Origin of the sequence: Mesorhizobium sp. M0663, from assembly GCF_040320585.1 — a bacterium.
Classification (GTDB): Bacteria; Pseudomonadota; Alphaproteobacteria; order Rhizobiales; family Rhizobiaceae; genus Mesorhizobium.
In genome coordinates this window covers 31,158-49,522 of sequence record NZ_JAMYPX010000026.1, presented here as the reverse complement: position 1 = coordinate 49,522, position 18,365 = coordinate 31,158, and the positions used below count along the sequence as shown (strand labels likewise).

General features: G+C 58.7%; 21 protein-coding genes, 2 pseudogenes and 1 riboswitch. Of the genes and pseudogenes, 8 read left to right on the top strand and 15 right to left on the bottom strand.

Annotated features, from left to right (window positions below; translation table 11 throughout):
• Window positions 1-1,656, bottom strand: a complete 1,656-nt coding sequence (locus NKI54_RS29120) for an MFS transporter (RefSeq protein WP_352693085.1) — start codon at window positions 1,654-1,656, stop codon at window positions 1-3.
• Window positions 1,657-1,987: 331 nt separating this feature from the next.
• On the opposite strand from NKI54_RS29120, the gene NKI54_RS29115 reads away from it, so the two are divergent.
• From NKI54_RS29115 to NKI54_RS36550, 4 genes and pseudogenes are all read left to right on the top strand, one after another.
• A complete protein-coding gene (locus tag NKI54_RS29115; protein WP_352567760.1) occupies window positions 1,988-2,275 on the top strand; it encodes a hypothetical protein in 288 nt (95 codons plus the stop codon).
• 598 nt (window positions 2,276-2,873) lie between these two features.
• Window positions 2,874-3,161, top strand: coding sequence for a hypothetical protein (locus NKI54_RS29110; protein ID WP_081726247.1), 288 nt, complete (start codon window positions 2,874-2,876; stop codon window positions 3,159-3,161).
• Window positions 3,162-3,783: 622 nt separating this feature from the next.
• The gene (locus NKI54_RS36555; RefSeq protein WP_502898265.1) at window positions 3,784-4,104 is read left to right on the top strand and encodes a transposase; all 321 of its coding nucleotides are present in this window, start codon (window positions 3,784-3,786) and stop codon (window positions 4,102-4,104) included.
• Window positions 4,038-4,636 (top strand): annotated as a pseudogene (locus tag NKI54_RS36550) (IS256 family transposase). Before NKI54_RS36555 ends, NKI54_RS36550 begins: the two are co-directional and overlap by 67 nt.
• Here the strand turns inward: NKI54_RS36550 and NKI54_RS36545 are convergent.
• From NKI54_RS36545 to NKI54_RS29085, 5 genes are all read right to left on the bottom strand, one after another.
• Window positions 4,612-4,809 carry a hypothetical protein gene (locus tag NKI54_RS36545; protein ID WP_502898264.1) on the bottom strand — a complete coding sequence of 66 codons (198 nt, stop codon included), beginning with the start codon at window positions 4,807-4,809 and terminating at the stop codon, window positions 4,612-4,614. The pseudogene NKI54_RS36550 and the gene NKI54_RS36545 overlap by 25 nt on opposite strands.
• Window positions 4,806-5,048: a hypothetical protein gene (locus tag NKI54_RS29100; RefSeq protein ID WP_352693083.1), complete on the bottom strand. Its 243-nt coding sequence runs from the start codon at window positions 5,046-5,048 to the stop codon at window positions 4,806-4,808. The genes NKI54_RS36545 and NKI54_RS29100 overlap by 4 nt, the downstream gene beginning before the upstream one ends.
• Before the next feature lie 226 nt (window positions 5,049-5,274).
• Complete coding sequence (locus tag NKI54_RS29095; protein WP_352693082.1) at window positions 5,275-5,916, bottom strand: hypothetical protein; 642 nt, start codon at window positions 5,914-5,916, stop codon at window positions 5,275-5,277.
• Between the two features lie 30 nt (window positions 5,917-5,946).
• Entirely contained in the window at window positions 5,947-6,483 is a 537-nt protein-coding gene (locus NKI54_RS29090; protein ID WP_352693080.1) for a DUF7931 domain-containing protein, read from the bottom strand.
• 199 nt (window positions 6,484-6,682) lie between these two features.
• Window positions 6,683-6,925 (bottom strand): DUF6471 domain-containing protein, encoded by a 243-nt coding sequence (locus NKI54_RS29085; RefSeq protein WP_352693078.1) that lies wholly within the window; start codon window positions 6,923-6,925, stop codon window positions 6,683-6,685.
• A gap of 103 nt (window positions 6,926-7,028) precedes the next feature.
• Between NKI54_RS29085 and NKI54_RS29080 the strand changes: the two are divergent.
• From NKI54_RS29080 to NKI54_RS29070, 3 genes and pseudogenes are all read left to right on the top strand, one after another.
• Window positions 7,029-7,984 (top strand): annotated as a pseudogene (locus tag NKI54_RS29080) (IS1595 family transposase).
• 402 nt (window positions 7,985-8,386) lie between these two features.
• On the top strand, window positions 8,387-8,587 hold the full coding sequence (locus NKI54_RS29075; protein ID WP_128290069.1) for a hypothetical protein: 201 nt from the start codon (window positions 8,387-8,389) through the stop codon (window positions 8,585-8,587).
• Entirely contained in the window at window positions 8,587-8,868 is a 282-nt protein-coding gene (locus NKI54_RS29070; protein WP_352693076.1) for a hypothetical protein, read from the top strand. The genes NKI54_RS29075 and NKI54_RS29070 overlap by 1 nt, the downstream gene beginning before the upstream one ends.
• A gap of 8 nt (window positions 8,869-8,876) precedes the next feature.
• Here NKI54_RS29070 and NKI54_RS29065 read toward each other — a convergent pair whose 3' ends face one another.
• Window positions 8,877-9,152 carry a hypothetical protein gene (locus NKI54_RS29065; protein ID WP_352693075.1) on the bottom strand — a complete coding sequence of 92 codons (276 nt, stop codon included), beginning with the start codon at window positions 9,150-9,152 and terminating at the stop codon, window positions 8,877-8,879.
• A gap of 224 nt (window positions 9,153-9,376) precedes the next feature.
• On the opposite strand from NKI54_RS29065, the gene NKI54_RS29060 reads away from it, so the two are divergent.
• Entirely contained in the window at window positions 9,377-9,550 is a 174-nt protein-coding gene (locus NKI54_RS29060; RefSeq protein WP_352693073.1) for a hypothetical protein, read from the top strand.
• Between the two features lie 21 nt (window positions 9,551-9,571).
• Here the strand turns inward: NKI54_RS29060 and NKI54_RS29055 are convergent, their stop codons facing one another.
• The 8 genes from NKI54_RS29055 to hemA all read right to left on the bottom strand — a co-directional run bounded on the left by NKI54_RS29055 (window position 9,572) and on the right by hemA (window position 18,231).
• Window positions 9,572-10,333 (bottom strand): hydroxymethylpyrimidine/phosphomethylpyrimidine kinase, encoded by a 762-nt coding sequence (locus tag NKI54_RS29055; RefSeq protein ID WP_352693128.1) that lies wholly within the window; start codon window positions 10,331-10,333, stop codon window positions 9,572-9,574.
• Complete coding sequence (locus NKI54_RS29050) at window positions 10,324-10,929, bottom strand: thiamine phosphate synthase (RefSeq protein WP_352693071.1); 606 nt, start codon at window positions 10,927-10,929, stop codon at window positions 10,324-10,326. Before NKI54_RS29050 ends, NKI54_RS29055 begins: the two co-directional genes overlap by 10 nt.
• Window positions 10,926-11,699, bottom strand: coding sequence for a thiazole synthase (locus tag NKI54_RS29045; RefSeq protein ID WP_352693069.1), 774 nt, complete (start codon window positions 11,697-11,699; stop codon window positions 10,926-10,928). Before NKI54_RS29045 ends, NKI54_RS29050 begins: the two co-directional genes overlap by 4 nt.
• Before the next feature lies 1 nt (window position 11,700).
• Window positions 11,701-11,898 (bottom strand): sulfur carrier protein ThiS, encoded by a 198-nt coding sequence (gene thiS, locus NKI54_RS29040; protein ID WP_352693067.1) that lies wholly within the window; start codon window positions 11,896-11,898, stop codon window positions 11,701-11,703.
• Window positions 11,867-12,868 carry a glycine oxidase ThiO gene (gene thiO / locus NKI54_RS29035; RefSeq protein ID WP_352693064.1) on the bottom strand — a complete coding sequence of 334 codons (1,002 nt, stop codon included), beginning with the start codon at window positions 12,866-12,868 and terminating at the stop codon, window positions 11,867-11,869. The genes thiS and thiO overlap by 32 nt, the downstream gene beginning before the upstream one ends.
• Window positions 12,865-14,700 carry a phosphomethylpyrimidine synthase ThiC gene (gene thiC, locus NKI54_RS29030; protein WP_352693062.1) on the bottom strand — a complete coding sequence of 612 codons (1,836 nt, stop codon included), beginning with the start codon at window positions 14,698-14,700 and terminating at the stop codon, window positions 12,865-12,867. The genes thiO and thiC overlap by 4 nt, the downstream gene beginning before the upstream one ends.
• Before the next feature lie 104 nt (window positions 14,701-14,804).
• Window positions 14,805-14,921, bottom strand: a riboswitch (TPP riboswitch).
• Window positions 14,922-15,144: 223 nt separating this feature from the next.
• On the bottom strand, window positions 15,145-16,449 hold the full coding sequence (locus NKI54_RS29025; RefSeq protein WP_352693060.1) for an ATP-grasp domain-containing protein: 1,305 nt from the start codon (window positions 16,447-16,449) through the stop codon (window positions 15,145-15,147).
• A gap of 570 nt (window positions 16,450-17,019) precedes the next feature.
• Window positions 17,020-18,231: a 5-aminolevulinate synthase gene (gene hemA / locus NKI54_RS29020; RefSeq protein WP_352693058.1), complete on the bottom strand. Its 1,212-nt coding sequence runs from the start codon at window positions 18,229-18,231 to the stop codon at window positions 17,020-17,022.
• Between the last annotated feature and the right edge of the window lie 134 nt (window positions 18,232-18,365).

Sequence of the window (18,365 nt, the reverse complement as noted above, 5' to 3'; positions counted from 1 at the left end):
TCAATGACGGGGAAGGTGAAGGATTGACTGGTCGGGTTTCCGGGCCGAGCTTGTCGGCCGCTCAATCGAAAGCGTCATTTGAGGCGCTTTCTCTCCCGCGTGTAACTGGAAGACACGCTCGTCCAGTTCCTTGTCTACTTCCGTGAGACGATGATTGAGGCGAAGGTAGTCGGTCCAGGTCGGCGTTCGGAACGTTTCTGTCCACTGCATAGGCTTCTGAAGGTTGCGCTGGAGCGTCCAGTTCCGAGCACCGACGCGGCTGTGTACATGACGCCGCTGCCGCATGAGGTCGAGGAAGGCCTCGACATTTCTCTCGGCTATCAGATATTCGATCTTGACCACGATCGGGCCGCTTCTCGGCTTCAGATTGAGAGCGACAGCCGGGGCATCGAATTCCTCCAGAGGATCGGGCTCTGAGTCGCGGCGCTCGCGAAGAGGAAACAGAACGCCGGCTGCAGCGACGAACATCAGGGAGGCAGCGGAACCCTCCAGCGCCAGGGCCAGCGAATGGTTTTCGGCCACCGTGCCCCACACCCAGCTGCCGAGCGCGATGCCACCATCTATCAAAGCATAGTAGATCGAGATGGTGCGCCCCACGACCCAGCGCGGGCTTGCCAGCTGCACGCTCACACCGACCCCTGACCAGGCGGTGACCCAGCCCGCGCCGCCCAAAGCGAGTGCAATTGCCGCCACCCCGATCGAAGTTGTCAGTGCCAGGGAAAGTGAGCACGCCGCGCAGGCGACGCAGGAGAGCCTCATCAGCCGCTCCTGCGACAAGCTCCGTCTGAACAGGCTGTTGGAGAGGCCAGCGAAGACGGCTCCGGTCCCGAAGCCGGCCATGAGCGCACCATAGGCGAGCGGGCCTCCTCCCAGCTGGTCGCGGACAACCACCGGCAGCAGCGCGAGTATGGCGATGCTCGCCAAGCCAAAGAGGGTTCCGCGCGCGATCGCGGCCTTGATTTCCGATGACATCGCCGTGAAGCGCAGCCCGTCATAGATCGCCGTCCTCATCGACTCGCGTGGAAGAGGGGAAGAACGAACCTTCCACTTGCAGCGCCAAATAGTGGCCAAGGGTACGAAATAGGTGAGCGTGGTCACCGCGAATGCCGCCATAAGGCCAAACGAGGCAACTACAATGCCGCCGAGCGCCGGGCCCACAGTCCGGACGGTATTGAATCCAACAGAAAGCAGGGTGACGGCAGCGGGAACATCTCGTCGATCCACAATATCGCCAACCGACGCTTGCCAGGCCGGATCATTGAGAGCACCGCCGCTTGCGATCAAGAAGCTGAAGCCGAGGATCATCCACGGACTGACAAAGCCCAGCGCCACCGATGCGGTCAGCATCGCGGAGGCAGTCACCATAAGGCACCGACCGGCGAACATGACCCGGCGCCGGCTGAAATTGTCAGCGAGAGCCCCGGCGAAGACAGACAAGACGAAGGCGGGCAGGTTCGATGAAGCCTGAACCAACGCAACCATCAGATCGGAAGTCGAGATCGTTGCCATCAGCCAGCTGATGGCGACAGTCTGCATCAACCAGCCGAGGCTTGAAACCTGCGTGGCGAGCCAGATCGAGCGAAAGGTGGGCTGCAGAAGTGGCCCAAAGGTCGTTGGTGCAGCCAAATCTTCGTTTGATCCAGCCACCCTACTCATTTTGCGATCCTTTGCTTTCCGTTATTGTCGCTTCCCATGTAATCTAGGCTGAACCGTGGCGGCTGGAAGAATAGATGGACCCATTTGTCTCCGACGATGTGGCCACAGTTCCTCCTGACCAGTGGTCTGGCGGCCGGGACGCAGACATGGGCCGGCTCACTCGCCTTCGACGACATGTTGGTGAGCCGGAATTCACATGTCATTTGAGGCATCATGCTCGTTCGACGCGCTGCCGAGCGATTTTTCGCGAAACGTTACCCTGTTCTTTTGTTGGAAACTCACTCATCAGCGGCGTTCGATGCTGAGTGTGGCTTCCGAAAAGTGAGGACGCTTGCAGATCTTTGACAGGATCAATTCCCTGCTTGACGCAGACGATTGCCACGCCGCGATCGAAGACGCCCGCGCCCTGCTACTTCAATTCGAACAAAAGTCTGATGCGCTCACACATGCGATTGACGAGTTTCTGCTCGACCTGATGACATTGGCTTTCATTGTCGAATGTTACGGACGCGGCTTTGAACTCCTGGCGCGAACGCTTGCCCGTAGAAGGCTGGTGAAGATCAGACTTTTGTCGGGAGGGATTGGCCGGGCAGAAATGGTTCCAAAGTCTGATGGCTGAACCGGCGATCGCGCCGCGTTGCAATTGACGACGTGGCGACCGCCAAAAAAAAGGGCCATCGGAAAACCGAGGCCCTTTAGGTGTAAAGTCAAAACCTTCAGAGGGGAACAGCTGATACGATGGAATGGGAGGAAACCATCGCGTGCATCAGCTGTAAGCTTAATGGCTAAAAGTTGTGCAATGCGCAAACACACTTTGTGCAATGCAGCTATGCAGTAACGCAAAGCCTCAAGTTGCAAGATCGAGTTTGGAAATGTTTGCTGCTCGTACGGTGATGGGCGAGATCCTTAAGCGTATGTACGGCGGCATGATGGACGCTTGCAAGCATCCAGACAAGATTATCGCGAAGCTAAAATAAGAGGTTCGATCCAATCGGCGATGCTCAATAGCCGCGCCATTCTGGTTCAGCCGGGCGTTACATCGCCTCGCCAAGTTGAGGATGTATTGGTCGCGAGCAGCCGCGCGCCAATTTGGAACCCACGACCATATGCAACGATTGGGCACTGTCCGAAGAAGGCCGAGAACGGTTGAAAGTGCGCTAGATGGAGATATTCTGAATTGGAACGGGGGCCTGGTTCATCGCCAAAGCGAGACATGGATGAAAAGCAGATCGCGCCCAACGCCTGATCCAACCATTGCAACGGAAGTCCCCTGGTCGGAAAGCCTAACCGCATATGATGACAAGCATTTCGAGCTCTATTTGAAGCTCATGGACGCTTGCGCCGACAGTGCCAGCGAAGAGGAGATGGCGCTGGATGTACTGGGTATCGATCCGGTCAAAGAGCCCATCCGCGCCCGTAAGGCCCTTCGCAGTCATCTCAAACGGGTGCTCTGGTTTATGCATGAGGGCCATAAGGAACTGCTTCCAAGCCGGCCGCCTCAATAACTGCGGCGCCGAACAAGGTTGCACGGAACTTACCGAGACGCTTGAAGCGGGATATGAACATTGGGTCACGACTGAGCGTCCCACACAGGAAAACAACGTTGTTCCGCCCACGCCGAGACACATCCTGCTAAGGGCGATCTTCGCTCTCTAAAGCCACCACAGCTTGATCGATTGATTGCGCTAAGTGGGGATCGCCGTAGCGAAGTGTCCACTTTGGCGCGTGAACATCTAGATAAGCGCCTTGAAGCAGATCCAATGGCCGCCGGGCGCATATTTGAGGCGATAGTCGATGGTCGACTGGGTCTATCCGCTCTAGACCTACTGCTGAAACGGCCAAAATTACTAACGCCTGATCGACTTGCGCGACTTCTGACGTGGTACGACAGCCCAGTGGCGGGAAAGCGAGAAAGGGTAATCTCACTGATGAAGGAGCCCTTCCTGGGCAGAAACGACATCATTACTTGGGCACATCGTTTACGGGAGGACGAGGACTTCCATATTCGCGAGGCCGGTCATCGCCTGTTGCGTGAGCATAGAGTTTCCTAAGCCCCGGAGCGGAGCATCCAGACGGGCATCGGTCTGGTGCCAGTCAGGCGGGTGAAGATCCGGGATCGCGGCGCGAATGGCGAGGTTTGATCGGGTGCGGTTCGCCTCATCGATCCTGCCGAAATCGGCGCGTCGGGCGCGAAGTCTGGATGCGCTGCTTCCCGTTCTCTACCTGCGCGGTGTTTCGACGGGCGATTTTCAGGAAGCGCTGAGCGCGCTTGTGGGCAAGGACGCGCCGAACCTTTCACCCTCGGTGATCACGCGGCTGAGTGGAACGCCGATTACGAGCGTTGGCAAAAGCGCGATCTTTCGGCGCGCCGCTATATCTATGTGTGGGCGGACGGGGTCTACCTGCAGGCGCGGATGGAAGACCAAGCCGAATGCATGCTGGTCCTGATCGGCGCCACGCCCGAGGGCAAAAAGGAACTCGTCGGCTTCCAGACCGGCATTCGCGAGAGTGCGCAAAGCTGGCGCGAGCTGCTGGTCCACGTGAGGCGGCGTGGCCTGAAGATCGCGCCCGATATTGCCGTCGGCGATGGCGCGCTTGGCTCTGGAAGGCGCTCGACGAGGTCTTTCCCGGCACTAGGCACCAACGCTGCTGGGTGCACAAGACCGCCAACGTCCTGAACAAGGTGCCGCTCTCGGTGCAGGCCGACATGAAGACGGATTTGCGCGAGATTTACGGCGCGCCGGCACGCTCAGCAGCCGAAATGGCGATCGAAGTGTTCGCCGAGAAATACGGCGCGAAGTACAACAAGGCGGTCGACTGCCTGAAGAAGGATCGCGAGACGTTGCTGGCGTTCTACGATTCCCCCGTCGAACACTGGGATCAACTGCAAACGTCGGACCCGATCGAGAGCGTCTTTGCACCGTTCGCCGCCGAACGGTACACACGAACGGCTCCCTATCGTCGAAGACCGCCAGGCTGATGGTCTTCAAGCTCGTCATGGCCGCCGCCAAATACTGGCATCGATTGAAGGGACAAAATCAGTTGCCGAAACTGCTCGCAGTTGCGAGGTTCCAGGACGGGATCGAGGTCATCAAATGAAGCCGCAAAGCGCCGCTTGATCAACCCCGTCACCCAAAATCCGTCATAGCTCATTTTCCGGCGCCGTGCTTGTAGACGTTGACCACCAACCGGCGCGAATCGAGCGTCTTGAAGTAGTCCGTGCTTCGGACTTTCCAGCCGAAACTTTCCAGGAGGTCTGCAATCTCGGCGAAATCCGCTGACCAGACCTTCGCAGCTGCCGTATCCCCTCGATGCCAGTTTCGTAATTCGCGGACCAGCCAGTCCCGCAGCTGTTTGTCCCACTCGTGGAACATCCCTGCGGTGACACTCAACCGGGTTTGGTCGCGTATGCCGCTCAGGAGCTGTTGAACTCAATGCCGGCGTCGCGAGCAGCCTCGTAGAAATCCCCGGAATCGTCTCAAACCGGCCTTTGCTTTGCTCCAGCACTGCGGGGCCAGATCCGGCGGCCCCCGCCGCGCTGAAATGCCTCGCTCCTGCGGCCTCACACTCGCCAGGAGGCACAAGTGCGGTCTTATGTAGCAAACGCACCAAGCGCCTTTAGCGTGGGCCCTTTGCCTTCTCGACCGGGAGCACTGGAAGCTTAGCTTGTTGCACTTCGGTTTTGAGAAGCTGTCCTATGCCTCCAACACATTCGTTCGTGTAGCCAGCAGCCCATTTAACAACTCTCTTCCCGCTGAGTGCGCACATAACCGGGACTAAGCCGCTTAGGAGCGTCAGGTAAAACGAAATCCAGATCCAGTCTGTAGAAAATAAACAGTTCATCCACAGCCATTGGTTGACCGTGGTGGCCGTCCCAGCGGCGAGGACGAAAGCACAGAAACATCCTAGGGCGGATACCGCCTTTACGTCTCTGTGAAACTCGAAAACGCTCGAATAGAACTTACCCCAAAAGCCATCTGGCATTTTTTGCCGTTTCTTTGGCTCCGGAATGTCCTCATCGTTGTCGTATAGGCTACCAAGCCGCGCTACGCGCTGGAACCACAAGTTGTCGCATATGTTTGCAGCAATCTGCCCGTCCTCGCCTCGGAAGCTCTCAATTTTCTGCTTGGCGTGATCGCGTATTTTGCTTCGGTAGCGGAATCTAACAAGGGCCAGATATGCAACGTTTACCGCCAACGCAGTGCCGGCAACCGGCTCTAGCATTGGTGCGAGTGAAGTTGCTGCGGCGCACTCTGCCAACAAAGCTACGCCCCACAGTGCAAGCAGCTACTAGGCGACGGACCTAATGGCTTCTGACTGGCTAGAGGCGCCAATGGGTGTGGATGGGGCCCACAAACTTTCAAAAATATTTGCAATGTTTTTCGCCCCAGCCTTATCTCCGAAGACGGCAACGGCGACACACTCGCTCTTATCCGCCTCGAATCGATAGCTGTCCGAATCCATTACTAGAAAATGGAATTTATACAAGTCTTGATAAGCAGCGGGAACTTCGCGCACCTCAACATTCTTATAGGCAATGAACTTTTCAAAAAACGGATGGTCTTGAATGCTTGATTCAGAGCCGTCCTCGACCAGAACCCTCAGCTTGTGGTCGGGCTCAGCCAAAAATAGAGAGGCCTGCTCTATAACTTCGCTCTGCCCGTAAACGCGCGGATTAAGCTTGCCAGAAAGAATAGACACAGATTCATTTGCGTGTTCAAACATAGCTTCAACTATGGCTGACGCATGGTCCTGCGATCCATTGTAAATTGGCTTGCCGTCCCTAAGGGCGGCCGCTAGTCTAAGGCGTGCTCGGTAAGCATTCATTGTGATAACCACCCCCAACGAGGCTGAAGGTCTTTTGTTCCGCCGCGCGCTCCGCGAGAATAATTCAAACTGAGTCTTTGTCAACAGACGAGTTGTTAACTTTTCGTCAATAAATACAGAAGGTTAGACGGTCCCTGTGCGAAACGCCGCGAACGCTGTGGGAAACTTTAAAAGACCGCTTGACAGATTCTCAGGGAAATCACCAGTCGAAATGGATGGTGTCGGCTCCTATGACCGTTAGGCACTGCAACAGGAATGCGGCGGTGAAACCGCCACGGCTGATCTTGTTATTCAGGTTGCGTTCCGTTTCATGAATGCCGACCGCCGCCAGCTTTTCGGCAAGCTGTGCATAGGTGACGCCCTTCCGCTTCAACTCTGACTTCAAAAGGTTCTTGGCTTTCGTCTCGTATTCGACGGTCTGCGGGTCGTCCTTACGTGCCATAGCCTCGCCTCAAAAAATATCATCACATTCGATGATGTAAGCCCATGTATTTGGCGATACAAGCCCGCATATACGGTGACCAATATCACCAGATATGATGACAATGGCCCAACAGTTCCTCCTTTCCGCCGAAAGCCGCACCCTCTCCCTGAAGGAGATTTACAAGGGTGGCGAGGAAAAGGCTTACGACACGTTCAAGCGCCTTCGTTGGGCTTCGACGCAAGGCGAGCCTGTTTGCCCGAAATGCGGGTGCTTGGATCATTACGACATTCCGACCCGTCGCAAGTTCAAGTGCGCCGCTTGCGGTGCGCAGTTCTCGGTTACGAGCGGCACAATCTTCGCCTCGCGCAAGCTGTCGTTTGTCGATCTGCTCGCCGCGATCTGCCTGTTCGTCAACGGTGCCAAAGGCATGTCGGCGGTCCAGTTCTCTCGCGATCTGGACGTTCAATACAAGACAGCCTTCGTGCTGGCTCACAAGCTGCGCGAAGTCCTGTGGGCTGAAACCAAGAACGAAACCCTTGAAGGCGAGGTCGAGATTGATGGCGCTTATTCGGCGGCGTGGTGCGCCCTGAGAACCGCGTAGAGGACCGCAAGGACCGCCGCATGAAGGAGAACCAGTCAGACCTCCGCCGCGTTGTGATCGCCCTGCGCGAGCGCGCTGGCCGCACCTTGACGTTTGTCCGTCATCGCGAAGCCGAAGGCGTCGAAATCGCCCGCGCTCGTATGCTGGCCGGTTCCAAGCTGTTCGCGGACGAAGCCAATCATTGGGACGCGCTGGAAGCTGATTACGCTTCGACCCGCATCAATCACTCGGAAAGCTACAGCGACGGCCACGGCAAGCATACGAACATGGTGGAGAGCTATTTCAGCCGCCTTCGTCGGATGGTCGCCGGTCAGCACCACCACGTTTCGCACCGCTACCTCTACCAGTACGCCAATCATGCCGCATGGCTTGAAGATCACCGTCGCCGGTCAAATGGTGGCAATGCCTTCGCTCTGCTTGGTGGTGCGCTCAATCATTCCGTGAGTCGCGTTTGGGCTGGCTACTGGCAACGCTAGACTGGCGTCGAATCAGGTTGCACTTTGTGCAATGCACAATCTAGACGAGTCGGCCAGAATCAGGCTATACGGCGCAAAATATGCGAAGATCGCAAAACGGGCGCGGTGGGAGGAAACCAGCCAAGCCTTTGAATCTAGATAGCTTTTTTGCACCCACACTATTATGTGGCAGGGTGCATTTGCCGCTGCCTTGACTCCGGCAGGCCGCGAGACTCTTATCCATCTCGTGAGGGGAAGAATCCTTTCGCCCAATACGACAAAGCCGGGGCTTCCGACCCCGGCTCCGTATCGGTAACCGCAGTGCTTTGGACGGCTTGCGGCTAGTCGTATGTACACGCGGGACCCTACTCGCAATCGACTCGCTGTCAAGTCGTCCAAGCGTCCTAAAAGGAGTTTAGGATAATGACGACCGACAATAAACCACCATACCAGCTCACATATGATGATGCAGTCGACGTTTGGCTACGTCATTGGGCTGGGCAATATCAGCATCACATTGCCGCCGTCTATGGCGTCAATCCGGGCCGCGTGAATGACGTTCTCAAAGGGCGGAAACACGCAGGTGCCGAACAGGTCGCCGCTTCGAAAAGGAGGGCTGCCTAATGGCTAGTAGTTCCGTGAAACTTCTTTGCGGCTCTTGCAAGGTCGACCTTGAAGGACCCGCGAATGCGAAGGACCATGACGTGATTGCGTGTCCCCGGTGCGGGCGCAGTGACACACTCAAAAACGTCGTGAGGGAAGTCACGAAGCATGCCGAGGAAGCGATGGCGCGCGGTCTTCAGAAAAGCCTGAGCGGCGCGTTCCGAGGGAGCAAGAACGTCAAGTTCTCTGGCAACCCCGTCCCACATCGCACCTATCGCTTCATCAGCGATATGAAACTTTGACATAGTTTCTACTCCTGCGGTCGGCTGTCATGGCCGACCGCTTCGGCCCGCCGCCGTCGCCAGCCCTTCGCCGTCTTGATGTTATTCATGAGCGGCTTCACAAGCGCGGTATCCCATCCCTTCGCCTGAGCGATACGCGTTGCGGTTTCCCGGTTCGACGCGCTGCCTTCCGCTTCATGCCTGAGAATCAGCCGGTAAAGCTCGCCCTTGCGGAAGCGGCTTGGCGTGCGCCGTAGCGGCACGATAAGCGACGGATCGCCCTTGTAGCCAAGGATGAGCAGCACCGCGTCAATGTGCTGTAGTTGGTGAGCCAGGTCCGCACCCTTGAACCGGATCGCGCCGGATATCTCGGATCGCTTGGCTACCAGCGTATTGATAGCGTGTTGGTATCGGGTGGAACGGACGGTGGGCGCTACTCTCGGCATCCCCGGATTTTATGGGAACCGACCCTTTAAGTCGTGCGGGAAGTTGGTGCGTTTGCTACATAAGACCGCACAAGTGCATCCCCATGCCTGACTGGCAGTGCGCTTCGCCGCAGGAAGAGTCCCGTGACTTTCCCGGCCTGGCAGGGCAGCTTGTCTCGGCGCCGCTGAATTCCGATCTGCAAAGCGGCCTCATCCCGTCACGCCCTGTGAAAAAAGGGCAGGAGGGCTACGGCTTCCATTTCAGCGTCAGCCGCTGAACGCTTGAGCCGGCTCTACGGCTATTCGGCTGGGGTTTTCCGAAGCTTTTCTAACACAAAGAGCTTGCCCTGGCGCACGGCGTACTCGATTGATTGCGCCTTCGCCAGATGCGCTGCAATCGCGCTGGCCAGCATGCAGCCCGTCCCGCGCATCGATGCGGCAAGACGCGGCGTGTCAAAGCGGACTGGTTCGTGATCGGGGCGCAACAGAATATCGGTTGATTGCGGTCCCGATGCATGGCCGCCCTTGATCAGCAGAGCCCGCGCGCCGGCTGCCAGCAATTCTTGGCCTTGCCACACTACGCCGTCCTCATCCACTGCCCGCTCCGAGCCAACAAGGAGTGCCAGCTCGAAGAGATTGGGGGTGACCAGACGGCAAAATGGCATCAGATCGCATTTCAGGGCGGCGATGGCGCCGGCTTCCAGGAGCGCCCGGCCTGACGTCGACGCCAGCACCGGGTCGAGCACTGCCGGCACCTGCGGATTTTCGCGCAGCACTCCGGCAACCGCAATGACGATCTCCACCGTGGCGAGCATCCCGAGCTTGATGGCCGCCACTTTGTTGGCCTGCAACCCCGCACGCATCTGACCGGCCACCAGACCGGGTTGCATAGAGTGGATTTCCATGACCGCATGGTGCGTCTGCACCGTTAGCGCGGTGACAGCAAGGCAGGTGCGCACGCCCATGGAGGAGAGCGTCTCGATATCGCGTGCAATTCCAGCCCCACCGCTGGAGTCTGATCCGCCGACCACGAGCACATGCGGTTCTCGCCTCAGCGCCATGGCTTTGTCTTTTCGATCCATTCTCGCGTGCGCGCTTCGGGATCGGCATTCAACGTGATGTCGGTGACCACCGCCGCGGTGTCCGCACCGGCCTCGAAGACACCGTCGAGCCGGTCGGGGTTGAGGCCGCCGATGGCGACCAATGGGATCGGCGCCACCCGATGCTTCCACTCGCTGATCCGCTCGAGCCCTTGCGGCGCCCATTTCATCTGCTTCAGGATGGTGGGATAGATGGGGCCGAGCGCGATATAGTCGGGCTCGGCAGCGATGGCCGTTTCCAGTTCGAGATCATCGTGCGTGGAAAGCCCGAGCTTCAATCCGGCGTACTTAATCGCCAGCAGGTCGGCCGCAGCCAAATCCTCCTGGCCGAGATGGACGAAGTCGCAGCCTTCCTCGATTGCCGTGCGCCAATAGTCGTTGACGATCAGTTGGCAACCATGGACCGCGCAGACGCCGTTCGCGCGGCGGATTTCCGTCCGCAGCGTGGCCTCGTCCCTATCCTTGATGCGCAACTGAACCAGCTTAACGCCAAGCGGCACCAGCCGTACGATCCAGGCGGCGCTGTCGAGGATCAGGTAGAAGGGATCGAGCTTCATGAAAATACTGCCCTGCCGATGGTCGGTGTCGATGGTATGGCGACGTCGCGCGGTTCGAGCATTCCGGAGCTGAAAGCTTCACGACCGGCCTCGACCGCCTTGCCGAACGCGCGCGCCATGCCGACCGGATCGGCCGCCCTGGCGACCGCCGTGTTCAGGAGCACGGCGTCAAAGCCGAGTTCCATGACAGTCGCCGCGTGCGACGGCCGTCCGAGCCCCGCATCCACAATCAGCGGAACGCCCGGGAAATGCCCGCGCATTGAGCGCAGGGCCGGAATGTTGACCGGCCCGAGGGCGGAACCGATCGGTGCACACCAGGGCATCAAGACCTTGCAGCCCGCCGCAAGGAGCCGCTGGGCGACGACGAGGTCGTCGGTGGTGTAGGGGAATACATCAAAGCCGTCCTCGCACAGGATGCGGGCGGCTTCGACCAGGCCGAAAACATCCGGCTGCAGCGTGTCATGGTTGCCGATCACTTCGAGCTTGATCCAGTTGGTACCGAAAACTTCGCGCGCCATCTTCGCAGTCGTGACAGCTTCCTTGACGGAGTGGCAGCCAGCAGTGTTGGGCAGGATTCTGACGCCGAGCGATCGGATCAACGACCAGAATTTTTCGCCGGCCCTGCCGCCTGCCATCTCACGGCGCAACGAGACGGTCACCACCGCCGTGCCCGATGCCCTGACCGCATCGGCAAGGATGGCCGGCGAAGGATACTGAGCCGTGCCGAGAAGCAGTCGGGAGGGAAGCGTCGTTCCAAGAAGGTCGAACATGCTAGCCTCCCTGCATGGGCGAGAGGATTTCAATCCGGTCGCCGTCGTTCAACTGGAATTCCGACCGGCTGGCTTTGTGCACGAGGTCGTTGTTGACGGCGGTCGCGAGCCAATCGCCCTCATAGTCAAGCGCGGCAAGCAGCCCGGCCAGCGTGGTGGCGGCAACCTCATGCGCTTCGCCGTTGACCATCAGTTTCATGAGCAAGCTCCTTGGTTCTGTCTTGACTGAAAACCAGGTCGGCAGCCTGGCGCGCCATGGCGGGAGCCAGGAGAAAACCGTGACGATAGAGCCCGTTGATCGCGATGATTTCACCGTTCGTTTCGACGCGCGGCAAATTGTCGGGAAAGGCTGGGCGGACGCCGACACCGGTTTCAACGATCTCGGCCTCGCCAAAGGCCGGGTGGAGGGCATAGGCGGTACCCAGAAGCTCCATCATGGAGCGCGCCGTGATTGGTCCGGCGGACTGGCTTTCAATCATCGTCGCACCAACCATGAAACGGTGATCGGTGCGGGGCACGGCATAAAGCGGAAAGCGCGGATGCAGCAGCCTGACTGGGCGCGACAGCGAGACATCAGGCGTATTCAGGATTAGCATCTCGCCGCGAACACCGCGCAGCCTGTCATCGGCCGCTGCCATTCCCGTGCATTCGATCTGGCGATCGAAACCGGAAACAGCCGAAGCGTCGGCGCCGAAGTGGAACTCGACGCCCATCGCCGCCAGCCTATCATGAAGTGCCGCCATCGCCTGACGCGGGTCGAGATGGGCTTCGTCGGGGAAGAGCAGTCCGCGGCGGAAGCGGCCGGCGAGGTCGGGCTCGAGCAACACGATTTCATCTTCATCGACACGCCGATGACCCGAGGTGCGGCTGGCGAACCGGTCGAGCTCGCCCGCATCGCGCGGCGCGGCCACGACCAGGGTTCCGGCCCGTGTCACGTGACCCGGCAGTACCGCATCCCACCAGTCGGCGGCATCGCGTCCGAGATCCAGCACTGGCTGCTCCGCGCTTTCACGCTCGCACCACGGCGCCAACATGCCACCGGCGAACCACGACGCATTGCCGCTAAGGGCAGGCCTTGTCTCGGCAACGGTAACCACCGCGCCGCGTGCGGCGAACTCGAAGGCGACGGTGAGGCCGGCAACGCCGGCCCCTTTGACCAAGACCTTCATGATGGCTCACGTGGCTGAGGTATGAGCGGCGCGCCGGTCACGTCCGCCGGCACGTAGAGATCGCCGCCCTCGCGGTATTTCGCCGCCATCGCCGCCATGCCCTCTTTCTGTGCCTCGGCGCGGATGTCGTGGGAAATTCGCATCGAGCAGAATTTCGGTCCGCACATCGAGCAGAAATGCGCCAGCTTGTGCGCCTCCTTGGGCAAGGTCTGGTCGTGGAAGGACCGTGCGGTTTCGGGGTCGAGCGACAGGTTGAACTGGTCCTCCCAGCGGAACTCGAAGCGCGCGCGGGAAAGGGCGTCATCCCTGACTTTCGCCGCCGGGTGGCCCTTCGCCAGGTCGGCCGCGTGCGCTGCGATCTTGTAGGTGATCACGCCGGTCTTGACGTCATCGCGGTCGGGAAGGCCGAGATGCTCCTTGGGCGTGACGTAGCAGAGCATGGCCGTTCCGAACCAGCCGATCATCGCCGCGCCGATGCCGGAAGTGATGTGGTCGTAGCCCGGCGCGATGTCGGTCGTCAGCGGTCCAAGCGTATAGAACGGCGCCTCGCCACAGACGGCGAGCTGCTTGTCCATGTTCGCCTTGATCTTGTGCATCGGCACGTGGCCGGGCCCCTCGATCATCACCTGGCAATCTTTCGCCCAGGCGATCTGCGTCAGCTCGCCGAGCGTTTCCAGCTCGGCGAATTGCGCCGCGTCGTTGGCATCGGCGATCGAGCCGGGACGAAGGCCGTCGCCGAGCGAGAAGGAGACGTCATAAGCGCGGCAGATGTCGCAGATCTCCGCAAAGTGCTCGTAGAGGAAGCTTTCCCGGTGATGGTGCAGGCACCATTTTGCCATGATCGAGCCACCGCGCGAGACGATACCCGTGACCCGGTCAACGGTCAGCGGGATGTAATGCAGCCGCACGCCGGCGTGGATGGTGAAATAGTCAACGCCTTGCTCGGCCTGCTCGATCAACGTGTCGCGGTAGACCTCCCAGGTCAGGTCCTCGGCGATGCCACCAACCTTTTCGAGCGCCTGGTAGAGCGGCACCGTGCCGATCGGCACCGGCGAGTTGCGCACGATCCATTCGCGGATGTTGTGGATGTTGCGGCCGGTCGACAGATCCATCACCGTGTCGGCGCCCCAGCGGATCGCCCACACCATCTTTTCGACCTCTTCAGCCATCGACGATGTGACGGCGGAGTTACCGATATTGGCGTTGATCTTGACCAGGAAATTGCGGCCGATGATCATCGGTTCGCTCTCGGGATGATTGATGTTGGCGGGAATGATCGCGCGTCCGCGCGCCACCTCGTCCCGCACGAACTCCGGCGTTACGAAATCGGGGATGGCCGCGCCGAAGGCCTCGCCGTCGCGCTGCAGCTTGCCGCGCGACATCTGACGGCCGAGGTTCTCGCGGATGGCGACGAACTCCATCTCGGGGGTGATGATGCCGGCGCGCGCATAGGCAAGCTGTGTCACCGCCTTGCCGGTCTGGGCCCGGAGTGGCCGGTTGCGGACTGGAAATTCCGGTGTTAGGCGCTCGCCTGCCGCAAACCCATTGTCTTCTGGCCGGACGTGGCGGCCGTCATAGGCTTCGACATCGCCGCGCGCGGTGACCCATTCATGGCGAAGCCGTGCAAGGCCGTTTTCGATGCTGGTTTCGACAGTCGGGTCGGTATAGGGGCCGGACGGATCGTAAGCGGTCACCGGCGGCTCGCCTGCCGTCGGATGGACGGAGATTTCGCGCATCGGCACCCTGAGCTGCGGGTGGATGGTACCGGATTTGTGGATTTTGCGTGAGGCAGGCAGCGGTCCCGTCGAGACGGCGGGGGTGAGGGCATTCATCTTGAGGCTCCTTTGCTCGTTGCATTGGAGACCCAGTTCTGTGCCGGAAGGATGAAAAGACGCTTCTGTCGACCTGCCGAAACAGGACCTCGGGCGTGAACTCCCGCAGAGCGCTTGCACCGTCCCTACGCCAGTATGAACTGGATCAGGTTCAACGGGTCACTGCGCCGCGAAAGCCAGCAGTATCTCAGCCCCTTGCCGGGACTCCCCTGGTGAATGCCTCAAGTTGAACGGGCCGGCGTTGTCTTGTCAAGCGCATGTTCGTCCTGCGGCGGCGGTGGGCGGCAATCAAATTGGGCCCAAATTGGGCCGACGGCCTCGCCATGGGTCGCGGAGAAGTTCCGCGGGAGATAGGGCAGGTGTGGCCAAAGCTGCATTTGCCTCGTCAAACTTGATGTGACATTGACGTAGACGGAACTGCTGCGTTTCAAGGATCTTAAGCCGTCAACGCCTGATCGGAACAGAACTGGTGGGCCGCCCGAACGCCCCACAAACATCGTGCTCTCGATCACCTCTTATTGTCGCCGGAAAAGGGGTGATCGACCAATCGATCAAGTCGACCGCTCGCTGAAGGGCGCCCTCGGTTTCAGCACGGCTGGGCGAAGTGGCAATGACATGTCCAATCCAGTCTCGGAAATCCCCCTTCCTGACGATCGGTGTCTTGGGTTCAACATTCAATTTGACCTCGGCCACACCTGATATAGCAGCTGCCTGAGTGTCGCCACCAATCCAGTCGAGGGTGCCATCTTGATCAGGAAGCAGGAATCGCGCGGCCGCAGTATGCGAATGCTTTTTGCGCAGATCCCATTCCTCGCCAATGACAAGCTTGATGTGCTCGGTTACGAGGTCGACACCGTAAGCTAACTGGACCAGCTGAGGGTCGGGCGCGCCACTAAGACGCGGATTGATTTCAATGACAACTGGACCGCGTTTCGTGCACCGGAGTTCAATGTTAGTTGGCCCCCAGCCAAGGCCGAGAGCCCGCAAACAGCTCAGCGAAACATCGGCGATGCGCTCACGCTCCTGATCAGTCAGCAGGGCCGGATAGGTCACCTCACGAATGACGAAATGGGGGAGGGGACCAAAGTCATTGGCGCAAATCGCAACGACCTCATTCCCCATAACATTAATGCTATAGAACGGGCCCTGTGCGAATTCTTCGACGAGTATTTTCGGTGTAGACCGCCATATGTGCTTTCCGCCCAATAGATAAGTCGTATGTTCGGCTACGTCTTCGAGGCTGCGGCACAATCGGACACCGATGCTGCCGCTGCCTACTGCCGGCTTAAGAATCACGGGCAGGCCGATCTCTGCAGCCGAGCTTTCTACCTCCGCCGCATTCGTTGCCAACCGATAGGCCGGTATTGGAACGCCGGCCTGCGCGAGGAGTTGGCGTTGCTTGAATTTGTCGCAGCTTCGTTCAATCGATTCAGGGTTCGGTCCCGGTAGATCGAAATGCCGGCAAAGCTTGCCAACTGTCGCATAGATCGATTCATGGTCCCCGGCAAAGCCAGTAATGCCAGCAATGTCGTGGGTAGCACGCAGCCGCGAACATTCGCGGACCAACGCTTCGAGATTGCCAGTGTCGACACGGATTGCCTCAACGTTTTCCGCCGAAAGATAGTCGTACCGAGGTGGATCAGCCGTCAGAGTAATTGGATGAAGACCAAGACACTGAGCCGCTTGGACGTATAGCTGACCAGTACCCCTATGGCCTTCGACCAATATGAGCGCTCTTCTTCTTACCATTGCTGTTAATCCCGATGTTGCGTGCTGGCGGCGGTCCGAGGGTACCGGCGTCACTTTTATGGCCGTGCCGGACCTCAGACTCGCGGTGCCGTACCATTGTCAACGACTGACGGTTGTAAAAATCTTGTAAATTGATTTGAAGGATCTGTTGCAGCGTTGTTGATTAGGGCGGCGTCGGAGGCTTGCTCCGTTCAAACCAGGTTAGCTGGGGTTGGTGTGTGATCCCGTGGGCCTGGGCGTGACCTACCCCTCGGGTAGGGCACGCCAAGCCACATCAAACTCGCAGCACAAGAACATGCGCTCTGGTCATACCGGCTCATGGTGAGCCCTGAATCTGGAACCGGCCCGAAGTGTAAGCAGCGAGTCGTCAAACGGCCCCATTCAATCATGGAGTCACATCATTTAAGATCGCGAAAGCTGTCATTGCGGGTTACGGAACTGCTTTCCGATGACATTCGAAGATGCGATCGGGCGTCAGAACCGGATCGCGGACCGCCGCTTCCACCTCGGCGAGCCCGGCTGATATAATCAGGTCTGAGGCTGCGCGCCCTGTCGTTCCCAGCATTTACATTAGGCAGCCTTGCCAAGATTGTCCCGCTGCAGAACCTGCCTGAGCGCATCGACGAACGTCCGAATATCTGTCGTACTATGGGCAGGCGTAACCGTCACCCTGAACCGCTCGGTTCCCACCGGAACACTCGGCGCCAGAATTGGCTGAACGTATATTCCATGCTGATCTAGAAGCTGGCGGGACGCTTCCTTGCAACGGAATGGATCACCAATAAGCACAGGAATGATGTGGCTTCGGGTCGGCATGACGGGGATGCCCGCCTCTTTCAGCAATCCGACTAAAAGTTTCGTTTTCCGGTGCAGATCAATTCGTTCTGAATCTGAATCGCGAAGATGGCGCAGCGCTTCCAGCGCACCAGCCGCTAGGGCTGGCGCAAGCGCCGTGGTGAAAATGAAACCTATCGAGAAGCTTCGTATGCTGTCAACAATGGAGGCAGGTCCGGTCACATAACCCCCCATCGAGCCGAACGCCTTACGTAGCGTTCCTTCGATGATGGTTGGACGATCCATGATGCCAAGTTCCGCGGCAATGCCGGCGCCTTTCGGACCGTACATTCCCGATGCATGAACTTCATCCAGAAACGTCATTGCGCCAAATTCGTCCGCCATGTCACAGATATCTTTGATCGGTGAAATGTCACCGTCCATTGAATATACCGATTCAAAAACAATGATCTTGGGTCTTGCAGGATTTACACTGCGCAGAAGCTCCCGCAAATGCGCAACGTCGTTATGCCGGAAGACGCGCTTTTCGGCCCGGCTGTTGCGGCATCCACTAATAATTGAAGCGTGGTTGTGCTCGTCAGAAAAAATAATTGTGTCCGGCATCAAAGATGCCAATGTACTCAATGATGAATCGTTTGAGCTGAAGCCGGAAACAAAAATCAATCCTGCTTCCTTATTGTGGAAACCTGCAAGCTCCCGCTCGAGCAACACGTGATAATGGTTGGTGCCACCAATGTTGCGGGATCCTCCCGATCCTGCGCCGTTGGCATCGATGGCGCGCTTCATTGCCGATAGCACTTTGGGGTGCTGCCCCATACCGAGATAATCATTAGTGCACCAAATGGTTATCTCTTTTCGGCCGTCGGGCCTATTGAGCCAGGCCTTTGGGAAGTTGCCAGACTGACGCTCCAGATCGGCAAATTCACGATACCCGCCACGGCCTTTGAGTTGCTCGATTCTTCCGGCGAAATACTGCACATAATCCAAATCAATCTCCTGTTGGGAAGCCGTTCTTCGGCGCGCTCAGTGCTGCTTCACAGCGCACCTGCGCCGGCCCATCGCGTCGCATCCCTCGACAAGCACCAGCAAGATTGGATTTCGACTACGCGCTTGATCTTGCG